This window comes from Streptomyces sp. NBC_00370 (genome assembly GCF_036084755.1).
Taxonomy (GTDB): domain Bacteria; phylum Actinomycetota; class Actinomycetes; order Streptomycetales; family Streptomycetaceae; genus Streptomyces.
In genome coordinates this window covers 5,739,918-5,752,625 of record NZ_CP107968.1, presented here as the reverse complement: position 1 = coordinate 5,752,625, position 12,708 = coordinate 5,739,918, and the positions used below count along the sequence as shown (strand labels likewise).

Annotated in this window: 11 protein-coding genes and 1 riboswitch; of the genes, 5 read left to right on the top strand and 6 right to left on the bottom strand. The window is 69.0% G+C overall.

Features of this window, described 5'->3' with window-relative positions; translation table 11 throughout:
- The first annotated feature begins 77 nt into the window (after nucleotides 1-77).
- Nucleotides 78-335, top strand: coding sequence for a WhiB family transcriptional regulator (locus OHS57_RS25760; RefSeq protein ID WP_004937597.1), 258 nt, complete (start codon nucleotides 78-80; stop codon nucleotides 333-335).
- Nucleotides 336-543: 208 nt separating this feature from the next.
- Here the strand turns inward: OHS57_RS25760 and OHS57_RS25755 are convergent, their stop codons facing one another.
- Together OHS57_RS25755 and OHS57_RS25750 are read right to left on the bottom strand one after the other, a co-directional pair.
- Nucleotides 544-2,040 carry a sensor histidine kinase gene (locus OHS57_RS25755; RefSeq protein WP_328585172.1) on the bottom strand — a complete coding sequence of 499 codons (1,497 nt, stop codon included), beginning with the start codon at nucleotides 2,038-2,040 and terminating at the stop codon, nucleotides 544-546.
- 312 nt (nucleotides 2,041-2,352) lie between these two features.
- On the bottom strand, nucleotides 2,353-3,405 hold the full coding sequence (locus OHS57_RS25750; RefSeq protein WP_041984568.1) for an SIS domain-containing protein: 1,053 nt from the start codon (nucleotides 3,403-3,405) through the stop codon (nucleotides 2,353-2,355).
- 195 nt (nucleotides 3,406-3,600) lie between these two features.
- Between OHS57_RS25750 and nagB the strand changes: the two genes are divergently transcribed.
- Nucleotides 3,601-4,386 (top strand): glucosamine-6-phosphate deaminase, encoded by a 786-nt coding sequence (gene nagB / locus OHS57_RS25745; RefSeq protein WP_041984571.1) that lies wholly within the window; start codon nucleotides 3,601-3,603, stop codon nucleotides 4,384-4,386.
- A gap of 106 nt (nucleotides 4,387-4,492) precedes the next feature.
- On the opposite strand, the gene OHS57_RS25740 is transcribed toward nagB, so the two are convergent.
- The 4 genes from OHS57_RS25740 to OHS57_RS25725 all read right to left on the bottom strand — a co-directional run bounded on the left by OHS57_RS25740 (nucleotide 4,493) and on the right by OHS57_RS25725 (nucleotide 9,290).
- Entirely contained in the window at nucleotides 4,493-6,031 is a 1,539-nt protein-coding gene (locus OHS57_RS25740) for a glycoside hydrolase family 3 protein (RefSeq protein WP_328583477.1), read from the bottom strand.
- 9 nt (nucleotides 6,032-6,040) lie between these two features.
- Nucleotides 6,041-6,931, bottom strand: a complete 891-nt coding sequence (locus OHS57_RS25735) for a carbohydrate ABC transporter permease (RefSeq protein WP_041984576.1) — start codon at nucleotides 6,929-6,931, stop codon at nucleotides 6,041-6,043.
- Nucleotides 6,928-7,923, bottom strand: coding sequence for a carbohydrate ABC transporter permease (locus OHS57_RS25730; RefSeq protein WP_328583476.1), 996 nt, complete (start codon nucleotides 7,921-7,923; stop codon nucleotides 6,928-6,930). The genes OHS57_RS25735 and OHS57_RS25730 overlap by 4 nt, the downstream gene beginning before the upstream one ends.
- Nucleotides 7,924-8,003: 80 nt before the next feature.
- Nucleotides 8,004-9,290, bottom strand: a complete 1,287-nt coding sequence (locus tag OHS57_RS25725; protein ID WP_041984581.1) for an extracellular solute-binding protein — start codon at nucleotides 9,288-9,290, stop codon at nucleotides 8,004-8,006.
- Nucleotides 9,291-9,574: 284 nt separating this feature from the next.
- Here OHS57_RS25725 and OHS57_RS25720 point away from each other — a divergent pair, with 284 nt between their 5' ends.
- The 3 genes from OHS57_RS25720 to mctP all read left to right on the top strand — a co-directional run bounded on the left by OHS57_RS25720 (nucleotide 9,575) and on the right by mctP (nucleotide 12,339).
- Complete coding sequence (locus OHS57_RS25720; RefSeq protein WP_041984584.1) at nucleotides 9,575-10,339, top strand: GntR family transcriptional regulator; 765 nt, start codon at nucleotides 9,575-9,577, stop codon at nucleotides 10,337-10,339.
- A 117-nt stretch (nucleotides 10,340-10,456) separates the two neighbouring features.
- Nucleotides 10,457-10,711: a DUF3311 domain-containing protein gene (locus tag OHS57_RS25715; RefSeq protein ID WP_041984588.1), complete on the top strand. Its 255-nt coding sequence runs from the start codon at nucleotides 10,457-10,459 to the stop codon at nucleotides 10,709-10,711.
- Complete coding sequence (gene mctP, locus OHS57_RS25710; protein ID WP_328583475.1) at nucleotides 10,708-12,339, top strand: monocarboxylate uptake permease MctP; 1,632 nt, start codon at nucleotides 10,708-10,710, stop codon at nucleotides 12,337-12,339. Before OHS57_RS25715 ends, mctP begins: the two co-directional genes overlap by 4 nt.
- Nucleotides 12,340-12,525: 186 nt before the next feature.
- Nucleotides 12,526-12,650, top strand: a riboswitch (cobalamin riboswitch).
- Nucleotides 12,651-12,708: the final 58 nt, after the last annotated feature.

Below are 12,708 nucleotides of genomic sequence, written 5' to 3'. Positions count from 1 at the left end.
CTTCCCTTGTTGAGGGATTCGTGAAAGCGTTCACATTCACAAGCAACATGAATGACACACCCAGAGAGGTAGCAGCCATGGACTGGCGTCACAACGCCGTTTGCCGCGAGGAAGACCCCGAGCTGTTCTTCCCCATCGGCAACACCGGTCCTGCGCTGCTGCAGATCGAGGAAGCCAAGGCCGTCTGCCGTCGCTGCCCCGTCATGGAGCAGTGCCTGCAGTGGGCGCTTGAGTCCGGCCAGGACTCGGGCGTCTGGGGTGGCCTCAGCGAGGACGAGCGCCGCGCGATGAAGCGCCGTGCCGCTCGCAACCGGGCGCGTAACGCGACCGCCTGATCCACCCCGCACGAGCCTCAGCAGGCGGAGCGTACAGCGTGTACGCATAGTCCCGCCCCCGAACCGCAGCGCGCAGTACCCCCACCGATGCGCATAGCAAATGAGCTTCGAGCCGAGCCCCGAACCGTTACCACGGTTCGGGGCTCGCTGCTGTGCGCATCCCTTCCGGCCTGATCCCGCGTCAGCGGTGCGGCACCTCAGCCGTACGTCACTTCTGCGGCTCGACGGGGATGTCCAGCACCACCTGGGTGCCGCGCTCCGGGGCCGGCACCATGTCGAAGCTGCCGCCCAACTCGCCCTCCACCAGCGTCCGTACGATCTGCAGCCCGAGGTTGCCCGCCCGCTGCGGGTCGAACCCCTCGGGCAGCCCACGGCCGTCGTCCTGGACGGTGATCAGCAGCCGGGCGTCCGAACGGGCGCCCTCGCTCCGCTGTTTGCCCGGCGTCTCACCCGAGCGGATCACGGAGACGTCGACCCGGCCCTGGTCCGCGGGGGCGAAAGCGTGTTCAAGGGCGTTCTGCAGAATTTCCGTCAGCACCATGGAAAGCGGCGTGGCCACTTCGGCGTCGAGAATCCCGAACCTGCCGGACCGTCGGCAGACGACCTTGCCGGGTGAAATTTCGGAAACCATTGCGAGAACCCGGTCGGCGATCTCGTCGAATTCCACCCGCTCGTCAAGATTCTGTGAAAGCGTCTCATGCACGATCGCGATCGAACCGACGCGCCGTACCGCCTCGTTGAGCGCTTCCCTGCCCTGCTCGGAGTCCATCCGCCGGGACTGGAGCCTGAGCAGCGCAGCTACCGTCTGGAGATTGTTCTTCACCCGGTGGTGAATCTCCCGGATGGTCGCGTCCTTCGTTATCAATTCACGCTCGCGGCGCCGGAGTTCCGTGACGTCGCGCAGCAGCACCAGTGAACCGATGCGGGTGCCCTTGGGTTTGAGCGGGATGGCCCGGAGCTGGATGACCCCGACGGCGCTCTCCACCTCGGTCTCCTTGGGGGCGTACCCGCTGGCCAGTTTGACCAGCGCCTCGTCCACCGGGCCACGCGCGGGCGCGAGTTCGTCGGTGGCCCGGCCCAGGTGCTGGCCGACGAGGTCGGAGGCGAGCCCCAGCCGGTGGTAGGCGGACAGGGCGTTGGGGCTCGCGTACTGGACGACCCCGTCGGCGTCGAGCCGGATCAGCCCGTCACCGACGCGCGGGGACGCGTCCATGTCGACCTGTTCGCCGGGGTAGGGGAACGAGCCGGCGGCGATCATCTGCGCCAGGTCGGAGGCGGACTGGAGATACGTGAGCTCCAGCCGGCTCGGCGTGCGGACGGTGAGCAGGTTGGTGTTGCGCGCGATCACGCCGAGCACCCGGCCGTCGCGCCGTACGGGAATGGACTCGACCCGTACCGGCACCTCCTCGCGCCACTCGGGGTCGCCCTCCCTGACGATGCGCCCCTCGTCGAGGGCCGCGTCGAGCAGCGGGCGCCGGCCGCGCGGGATCAGATGGCCGACCATGTCGTCCTGGTAGGACGTGGGTCCGGTGTTGGGGCGCATCTGTGCGACGGACACGTAGCGGGTGCCGTCGCGGGTGGGGACCCACAGCACCAGGTCGGCGAAGGACAGGTCGGAGAGCAGCTGCCACTCGGAGACCAGCAGATGGAGCCACTCGAGATCGGACTCGCTCAGGGCGGTGTGCTGGCGTACGAGGTCGTTCATGGAGGGCACACAGCGAGCGTACCCGTGGAATTGACCCGCCCCTACGGATGGACAGCACAGAATGGTCTAGTCCACAATGAACGGGTAAAGCTTCCGCCTTCCCCGCACAGGAAGGCGGGACCGAGGCATCCGGCGCCCTCTGCCCTGACCGCGCCGCTGCCTCTTCCACGGCCGTACGGGACCGCACACCCGTCCGGCCGTAGTAACTCCGGGCTGCGGTGCCGGACGGGCTGAGGGTCCCGTCCCGGCGCCGCGGCCCGCGGGTGTTTTCGCGGGCCCTGTGACCGGGTGACAAGCCGCTTCAGGACCGCCTCAGCGGGTCTCGGTGACCTTCGCCAGGGCGCGCGGGGCGTCCGGGTCCTGGCCCCGGGCGATGGTGACCTCGTACGCCAGCAGTTGCAGCGGCAGGATCTCCAGGACCGGCTGCACCTCCTCGGCGACGCCGTCCGTCGGCAGGACGAATCCGGCGGACGCCGTCTCGACCTCCCACTTGGGGCCGATGACCACCAGGTCGGCGCCCCGGCCGCGCAGCCGGTCGAGCACGGGGCGCAGCACCTCACCGCCCTTGCCGTCAGGTACGACGGCGATCACCGGCGAGATGTTGTCGACCATCGCGAGGGGGCCGTGCAGCAGGTCGGCGCCCGAGTAGGCGAGCGCGGGGATGTAGCTCGTCTCCATGAGCTTCAGCGCCGCCTCCTTGGCCGTCGGGTAGCCGTAGCCGCGGGAGGTGAGGACCATCCGGTCGGCGAAGCGGTAGCGGGAGGCCAGCGTCCGCACCTCGGCCCTGCGGCTGAGGATCTCCTCGGCGAGGTCCGGCAGGACGGCCGCCGCGACCCCGTCACCGCCGCCCAGGCCCTCGACGAAGAGGTAGAGCGCCAGCAGGGTCGCCGTGTACGTCTTCGTCGCGGGCAGCGCCTTCTCGGGCCCCGCCAGGACGTCGATGTGGAACTCGGACACGGCGGCCAGCGGCGAGTCCGGGCTGTTGGTCACGGCGAGGGTGATCGCGCCCGCGTCCCTGGCCGCCTGGGTGGAGGTCACCAGGTCGGGCGAGCCGCCCGACTGGCTGACCGTGATCACCAGCACGTCGGTGAGGTCGGGGCGGGCGCCGTACGCCGTGATGGTGGACATGGAGGCCAGGCCGCACGGCATGCCGCGCCGGATCTCCAGCAGGTACTTCGCGTAGAGCGCCGCGTGGTCGGACGTGCCGCGCGCCGAGAGCAGTACGAAACGTGGCCGCCGCTCGCGGATCGCCGCCGCCACCTCCCGGACACCCGGGGCGCCGTCCCGCAGGATGCGCCGCAGCACCGCCGGCTGCTCCGCCATCTCGCCCGCCATGATCAGACCGGGCTGCTCGCTCTCCGACATCGTCTCTGCCTCCGTACGGCGGGGTTCGTACGCCTTCCCGCAACCTGTCCAGTCGACCATGGGCGGGTACGGCGCCGCCAGCCGGGGAGGCCCGATCCCCTGGTCAGGGCCCCTTCAACCAGGGCTGACTGCTCTGCTAGATTGGTCTATACCACACTTCGGACATCGTCACTCCCCCAGATCGGCAGGGCCAGCGTGGAAGTTGTCATCGTCCAGGACGCCGCGGCAGGCGGCGAGATCGTCGCGGACAGCATCGCCCGCCTGCTGCGGCGCAAGCGCGACGCGCTGATCGGGGTCGCCACGGGCTCGACCCCGCTGCCCGTGTATCTGGCGCTGGCGGCCCAGCGCCGCGCGGGGGCCGTGGATGTCTCGGACGCCCGGATCGCGCAGCTCGACGAGTACGTCGGACTGCCCGCCGGCCACCCCGAGTCGTACCGCTCGGTGGTGCTGCGCGAGGTCGTGGCGCCGCTGGGGCTCTCCGAGAAGTCCTTCATGGGCCCGGACGGCGGGGCCGACGACGTGCAGGCCGCCTGCGAGGTGTACGACAAGGCGCTCGCCGAGGCCGGCGGGGTGGACCTCCAGCTGCTCGGCATAGGCACCGACGGGCACATCGGCTTCAACGAGCCGTGCTCGTCGCTCGCCTCACGCACCCGGATCAAGACGCTGACCGAGCAGACCCGGGTGGACAACGCGCGCTTCTTCGACAACGACATCGACCAGGTGCCGCACCACGTCATCACCCAGGGCATCGGGACCATCCTGGAGGCGCGCCATCTGGTGCTCCTCGCGACCGGCGAGTCCAAGGCCGAGGCCGTGGCGCAGGCCGTCGAGGGCCCGGTGGCCGCGCTGGTGCCGGCCTCAGCGCTGCAACTGCACCCGCACGCCACGGTCGTGGTGGACGAGGCGGCGGCGTCCAAGCTGAAGCTGGCCGACTACTTCCGCGCCACCTACGCCTCCAAGCCGGACTGGCAGGGCCTCTGACCCCGTGAGGGCACGCGAAAGCGCCGGGCGACCCGCGAGGGCCGCCCGGCGCTTTCGTGTTCCCGTGGTGGCGGGGAGGCGGTTCAGCCCGCCGTACGGAGTCGGTTCAGCCCGCCGTACGACCGGTGATGACCTCGGCGGCGGCCTCGCCGCAGACCCGGGCGGCCCCGTGGGTGGCGATGTGCACCGCTCCCCTGGGCTCCGCCTCGTTGACGCCCATCTCGACCACGACCGTCCCCGGCCGGACCGCGAGCAGCGCGTCCAGCGCCTCCGCCATCCAGGCGTGCCGGTGGACGTCCCGTACGACGGCGACCACGGTACGGTCGCCCGCCGCTTCGACCACCTGGGCGGCCACGGCCCGCGCCCCGTCGTCACCGGCGGTGTACGAGCCGGTCTCCGTGCCGGGCAGCAGCCGCGCCAGCTCGGCCCCGACGCCCCACGGGGTGTCGTTGCCCACGGCGATGTTCGCGACGGGGGTGAAGGCGGCGACGTACGGCGCCGACGTGAGCGGGGTGACCTCACCGCTCACGCGTACCGCGCGGCGGGCGGCGACCAGACCGACCGGCGCGCTCTTCACGGCGCCGGGCGCGGTCCCCTCCTGTGCAGCCGCGCCCGGCCCCGAAGCCCCCCTCACCCGATGAGTCCAGTCGGCGAGGTCGCGCACCCGCGCGGCCGCGTCGGCCAGTCGCTCCTCGGGCAGTTCGCCGTTCCGTACCGCGGCGACCAGGGCGTCGCGCAGCCGCAGTACGGTGCCCTCGTCCGCCAGCCCGCCGCCGACACAGATGGCGTCGGCGCCCGCGGCGATCGCGAGGACGGAGCCGCGCTCGATTCCGTACGCCGAGGCGACGGCCTGCATCTCGATGCCGTCGGTGACGATCAGACCCTCGAACCCGAGTTCGCCGCGCAGCAGACCGGTGAGGATCCGCGGGCTCAGTGTCGCCGGGTGGTGCGGGTCGAGCGCGGGGAGCAGGATATGCGCGCTCATCACCGATTTGGAACCCGCCGCGATGGCCGCGCGGAAAGGCAGCAGGTCACGGGCGTGGACTGTGTCCAAGTCCACGTCGACCCTGGGCATCGCGTGGTGCGAGTCGACCGCGGTGTCGCCGTGTCCGGGGAAGTGCTTGGTGCAGGCGGCGACCCCGGCGGACTGCAGGCCCTCCACGTAGGCGGCGGTGTGCCGGGCCACCAGCGCGGGGTCGGCCCCGAAGGACCGTACGCCGATGACGGGGTTGTCGCGGTTGGAGTTGACGTCGGCGGAAGGCGCCCAGTTGAAGTTGACCCCGCACTCGGCGAGCCTGCGGCCGAGTTCGCGCGCCACGTCCCGGGTGAGGTCGGTGTCGTCGACGGAGCCGAGGGCGTAGTTGCCGGGGAAGGACGAGCCGGTGCGCACTTCGAGCCGGGTGACGTCGCCGCCCTCCTCGTCGATGGCGACCAGGACGTCGGGGCGCTCGGCGCGCAGCCGGGCGGTGAGCGCGGCCAGTTGCTCCGCCTCGGCGACGTTGCGGCCGAACAGGGCGACCGAGGAGAGTCCTTCGCCGATGCGGCGCAGCACCCAGTCGGGGACCGTGGTGCCGACGAAGCCGGGCTGCAGGACCGCGAGCGCGTCACGCGTCAGCGTGTCCGTACTGGTGGTGATGGTGGTCATGGGTCGGCGTTATCCCTTCACCGCGCCGGCCGTCAGACCTGCGGCCATCTTGCGCTGGACGATGAGGAAGAGGACCACGATGGGCACAGCCATCATCGTGGAGCCGGCCATCATCGGTGCGAACTCGGTTCCATGCTTGGTGGAGAAGTTGGACAGCCATACGGTCGCCGTCTGGTTCTGCTGGCTCATCAGCATCAGGGCGTAGAGGTACTCGTTCCACGCCTGGATGAAGCCGTAGACGGAGGTGGCGACCAGGCCGGGGGCGAGCAGCGGGAAGACCACGCGGACGAAGGCGCCGGTGCGGCTGCACCCGTCGACCATCGCCGCTTCTTCCAGCTCCTTGGGGATGTTGACGATGAACCCGCGCAGCGTCCACACCGTGAAGGGCAGGGTCAGCGTCAGATAGGTGAGGACGAGCCCGCTGAGCTTGTCGTACTGCTTGAGGTCGTTCAGCAGCAGGAAGACCGGGATGATCATGGCGACCAGCGGGACCATCTGGACGGCGAGGATGCCGACGATCACGATCTTGCGGCCGCGGAAGGCGAACCGGGAGATGGCGAGCGCCGCGAGCAGTCCGACCACGATCGCGATGAGGACGGCGGCGGCCGAGACGATCAGCGAGCGGGTGACCGGGCCCCAGAAGTCGGCGATGTCCAGCGCGCGCTGGAAGTTGGCCAGGGTGAAGGTCCGGGGGAAGAAGTGCGGGTTCGGGTCGATCGCTTCCTTGGCCGGCTTGAACGCCGTGTTCAGCATCCAGTAGACGGGGAAGCCGATGGCGACGAAGACCAGCAGCCCGACGATGTTCCAGCCGAGCTTGCCCCTCTTGCGGGAGCGCTTGCCCGCGGTGCGGGCGGGCGCCGGGGTGGCGGCGGCGACAGGGGTCGCGGCGGTCGTGGTCACTCCACCTCTCCGATCTTCAGCATCTGGCGCATGTAGACGGCGATCACGCCCAGCAGCAGCGCGACCGTGATCAGTGCGATGGCCGAGCCCTGGGAGTAGTCGTTGACGACGAACGCCTTGTCGTACGAGTAGGTGGTGAGCAGCTGGAACTCGGCCTCGGGGTGGCCGTCGCGCATCACGAACACCTGCGGGAAGACGCCCATGTCCCAGATGACCGACAGGGTCGCCAGCATGACGACGATGGGCTTGAGGAGCGGCATGGTGACGTGCCGGAAGACACCCCAGGCGCCGGCGCCGTCGAGGCGCGCCGCCTCTTCGAGTTCGGCGGGTACCTGGGTGAGTCCCGCGGTGAGGGTGATGGCGACGAACGGTACGGCGCCCCAGACCACCAGCAGGATGATCACGGCGAGGCCCTGGGTGCCGCTGGCGAACCAGTTGTGGCCGATCAGATCGACCCCGGGGACCCTGCTGAGCAGCCAGTTGAGGACGCCGTAGTCGGAGTCGAACATCCACTTGAAGATGGTGATGGCGACGACGACGGGCATGCCCCAGCTCGCGATCAGGGCGATGTTGATGAGGGTCTTCACCCAGCCGGACACGCGCTGCAGGAGCAGCGCGACCAGCATGCCGAGGACCAGCGTCAGGATGACGCAGACCGCGGCGAAGACGACGGTGCGCAGGGCGACCGTCCAGAACTCGCTGTCGCCGAGCACCTCGGTGAAGTTGCTGAAGCCTGCCGACTCGGCCGGCTGGAAGCCCCACAGCTGAGGCTGGCCGAACTTCTGGAACGACAGGGTGACCAGCCGCACCAGCGGGTAGCCGAAGACGAGACCGATGACGAGCAGTCCTGGCGCGAGCAGCAGCCAGGGGATCGAACTCCCGCCCGTTCTGCGCTTTCCGCCGGGCTTCCCGGGTCTGCCGGGTGCGGTGCCCGGTTGTGGGTCGCGCCGCGCCGGCGGCACCTTCACAGTGGTTGTCTCTGCGGCACTCATCGCGCGCTCCTCGGGGTCCCTCTCCTGGTGCAGCCCGCCGGACGGGGCCCCGTCGGATCCGACGGGGCCCCGTGCTCAGGTCACTTGGTGTTGATGACCTTGTCGATCGCGGCGTCCGCGGTCTTCGCGGCGTCCTCGACCGACGCCTTGCCGGTGGCGATGGACTGCAGCATCGTCTGCAGTACCTGGGCCTTCTCGACCTGTCCCCAGCCCGGAGCCTGCGGGACGAACCAGCTGGACTCGGCGGCGGTGGCCGGCACTGCCGTGGCCGGGTCGCTCTTCATGGGAGCGAGGTCCGTGGTGTTGTTGGGCAGGTTGCCCTTGGCGACGAGGCCCTTCTGGCCCTGCGCGCCGGTGAAGTCGTTGATCCACTCGGCGGCGAGGTCCTGCGCCTTGGACTTGACCGGGACGGCCAGGTCCGAACCGCCCAGGAAGACGGGCATGTTCTTGCCGGAAGGACCGGGCATCACGAAGTTCTCGAGGTTGCCCTTGAGCTTGCCGGTGGTGTCGGCCTTCGGGTCCTCGGCGGACGCGCCTTCCCAGGCGGCGCCGAAGATCATGCCGGACTTGCCCTGACCGTAGATGGTGAAACGGTCCGACTCGTCCTTGGTCTTGTCGCCGTGCATGTACTTGTCTTCGATGTTCTTCCAGTCGTTCAGGCCCTTGAGCGACTCCGCCGAGGAGAGGTTGGCCTTGAACGTGCCGCCGTTGTCGGTGGCTATGGAGCCGCCGGCGTCGTAGACGAAGGACATCGCCGCGTACCAGTCACGGGAGGGCTGGTACCAGGCGTTGAACTTGGTCCCCTCCTTCTTCTGGATCTTGTCCAGGTCGGAGGTCAGCTCGGCGTAGGTCTTCGGCGGCGCGGTGATGCCGGCCTTCTTGGCGACGTCCTTGCGCCAGTTGCCCACGCGGCCGCCGGCGTAGTACGGCACACCGTAGGTCTTGCCCGAGTAGGTCACGGACTGCTTGAGGCCGTCCAGCCAGGCGCCGGAGTTGTCGAACTTCGAGGCGTCGACCGGGGCGAAGGCGCCCTTCACCATGTAGCCGAGCATCTCGGTGTTGCCCATCTCCACCACGTCCGGCGCCTTGTCGGTGGCGAGGACGGCGTCGAGCTTGGTGTTCTTGTCGGGCCAGCCGTAGTACTCGTGCTTGATCTTGACGCCGGGGTGCTTCTTGACCAGTGCGGCATCGGCTGCCTTCACCAGGTCCGGCCAGTTGTTCTGGGCATCCACCGTCAGCCACACGGTGAGTGCTTTGGCGTCCTCCGACTTCGAAGACCCGTTGTCGGACTTGCTGTCCGAGCCACACGCCGCGATGCTGACCAACATGCCCGCGACGCCGACCGCCGCGATGAGCTTGCGCTTCACGCCACCCTCCTCAGGGATTCCTGCAACCCCCCGCCCACCGCGAAGACTTACGCCGAGTACTGACTGGGGCTGGGACCTGGTCTTTAATGGTTTAGACCAGTACGGGGAGCTTGGCCTAGACCTTTGGGGGTGTCAAGGGTGTATAAGAAGGGCAGTGACGTCCGTTATCGGACCGACACCTGAGAGGCAGGCCCACGTCTTGTGACCGGACCGTGCCACCATGTGAGCCGCGACAGACGGAGGAGCCGGTGACGGCAGCAGCGCAGCAGTCGGGAAGGCAGGGCATGGCCACGGACGGGGGCGGCACGGAGACCGAGGGACCGGCGGCGACCCGCACGGCGCGCGTGCCCAAGTACTACCGCCTCAAGCGGCACTTGCTGGACATGACAGAGACTCTACCGCCAGGGACCCCGGTTCCGCCGGAACGCACGCTCGCCGCCGAGTTCGACACCTCGCGTACGACCGTGCGGCAGGCGCTCCAGGAGCTGGTGGTCGAGGGCAGGCTCGAACGCATCCAGGGCAAGGGCACGTTCGTCGCCAAGCCGAAGGTGTCGCAGGCCCTGCAACTCACCTCGTACACCGAGGACATGCGGGCCCAGGGCCTCGAACCGACCTCGCAGCTGCTGGACATCGGCTATGTCACCGCCGACGACACCCTGGCCGGGCTGCTCGACATCACCGCGGGCGGCCGGGTGCTGCGGATCGAGCGGCTGCGGCTGGCGAGCGGTGAGCCGATGGCGATCGAGACCACGCATCTGTCGGCCAAGCGCTTTCCCGCGCTGCGCCGCTCGCTGGTCAAATATACGTCTCTCTATACGGCGTTGGCCGAGGTGTACGGGGTCCATCTGGCCGAGGCCGAGGAGACCATCGAGACCTCGCTGGCCACCCCGCGCGAGGCCGGACTGCTCGGCACGGACGTGGGCCTGCCGATGCTGATGCTCTCGCGGCACTCGGTCGACGCGGACAACGAACCGGTCGAATGGGTGCGTTCGGTGTACCGCGGCGACCGGTACAAGTTCGTCGCGCGGCTCAAACGACCCGCCCATTGAGCGGTTTAGCCGCACCGTTGTCGTTCCGAGACGGCGGCGGGGGTGACGGCGGTCGGCCTCCTCCCCTAGATTGCCTGCGCATTACAACAGGTGATCAGTGAGGGGACGGTACGCCGAATGCTGGACAACCCGGAAGAAAAACCGCCCACGGTGACACCGCTGCGGGTGGTGATCGGCGTCTGTCTGCTGGCACCGTTCGTGGCGATGCTCTGGGTCGGGTCGTACGCGAAGGTCGACCCGGCGTTCATCGGCATCCCCTTCTTCTACTGGTACCAGCTGCTGTGGGTCTTCATCTCGACCGCGCTGACCATGACCGCCTACAAGCTGTGGCAGCGTGACCAGCGCGCCCGCAAGGGAGGTGCGTCGCGATGAAGGACGGTGTGAACGGCGTCGCGCTCGGCGTCTTCATCTTCTTCTTCCTGGCCGTCACGGCCATGGGGTTCCTGGCGGCGCGCTGGCGCAGGGCGGAGAACCAGCACAGCCTCGACGAATGGGGCCTGGGCGGCCGGTCGTTCGGCACCTGGGTGACCTGGTTCCTGCTCGGCGGTGACCTCTACACGGCGTACACCTTCGTGGCCGTGCCGGCCGCGATCTACGCGGCGGGCGCCTCGGGCTTCTTCGCCGTCCCGTACACGATCCTGGTCTACCCGCTGATCTTCACCTTCCTGCCCAGGCTCTGGTCGGTGTCGCACAAGCACGGGTACGTGACGACGTCGGACTTCGTCAGGGGGCGCTTCGGGTCGAAGTCCCTGTCGCTGGCCGTCGCCGTGACCGGCATCCTCGCGACGATGCCGTACATCGCGCTCCAGCTGGTCGGTATCCAGTCGGTGCTCGACGTGATGGGCATCGGCGGCAGCAACGACACCAACTGGTTCGTCAAGGACCTGCCGCTGTTCATCGCGTTCGCCGTGCTCGCCGCCTACACGTACTCGTCGGGGCTGCGGGCGCCCGCGCTGATCGCGTTCGTCAAGGACGGTCTGATCTACATCGTCATTCTCGTGGCGATCATCTACATCCCGATCAGGCTCGGCGGCTTCGACGACATCTTCGCCAAGGCGGGCGACGCCTTCGCGAAGGTCAATCCGGCCACCGGCAAACCGCGCGGCGCGCTGGCGCCGCCCGAGGCCGGCCAGTGGGGGTACGCGACGCTGGCGCTCGGCTCGGCGCTCGCGCTCTTCATGTATCCGCACTCCATCACGGCGACGCTCTCCAGCCGCAGCCGTGACGTGATCCGGCGCAACACCGCGATCCTGCCGCTGTATTCACTGATGCTGGGGCTGCTGGCGCTGCTCGGCTTCATGGCGATCGCCGCCGGGATCAAGGTCGACAACGGCCAGTTGGCGATCCCGCAGCTCTTCGAGAACATGTTCCCCGACTGGTTCGCCGGCGTCGCCTTCGCCGCGATCGGTATCGGCGCGCTGGTGCCGGCCGCGATCATGTCGATCGCCGCGGCGAACCTCTTCACCCGCAACATCTACAAGGACTTCATCAAGCCGGACGCGACCCCGGCGCAGGAGACCAAGGTCTCCAAGCTGGTGTCCCTGCTGGTGAAGGTGGGCGCGCTGGTCTTCGTCCTCGGGATGGACCCGACCGTCGCGATCAACTTCCAGCTGCTGGGCGGCATCTGGATCCTGCAGACCCTGCCGGCCCTGGTCGGCGGCCTGTTCACCCGCTGGTTCCACCGCTGGGCGCTGCTGGCGGGCTGGGCGGTCGGCATGGTCTACGGGACGCTCGCCGCGTACGGCGTCGCGAGCCCGACCCAGAAGCACTTCGGCGGCTCGTCGAAGGAGATCCCGGGGCTCGGCGAGATCGGCTACATCGGCCTCACCGCGTTCGTGCTGAACGTGGTGGTGACGGTGGTCCTCACCCTGATCCTGCGCGCGGTCAAGGCACCGGACGGCATCGACGAGACGACGGCGTCCGACTACACGGCGGACGCGGGCGACCCGGACGTCAAGGCCGAACTCCCCCTGACAACACCGGCCGAACCGGCTCACTGACCCACCGAGAAAACCGTCACGGGAACGGGCCGCCGGCACCGCCGGCGGCCCGTCGCGCGTATCAGCGCACCCATTCCTTGAGCTGCTCGGTATCCAGCGTGATGCCGAGATGAATCCCGTAGCGGGCAGACGAAACTCGATGCGACACAAGATGTGGGGGGTGACTCCCGAGACGCCCACCAGATGTATGCTCGTCTCGCTGTCGACACAGGGGAATCCGGTGCGAATCCGGAACTGTCCCGCAACGGTGTGCTGTGGTGCGCTTTGTCGTACCCGCGAGTCCGAAGACCTGCCGACGGTGCGTCCGGTTCGACCGAGCCGGGCGCCGAGACGTCCCGGGCCCCGCGGTAGGGCCGGCGGACACGGCGG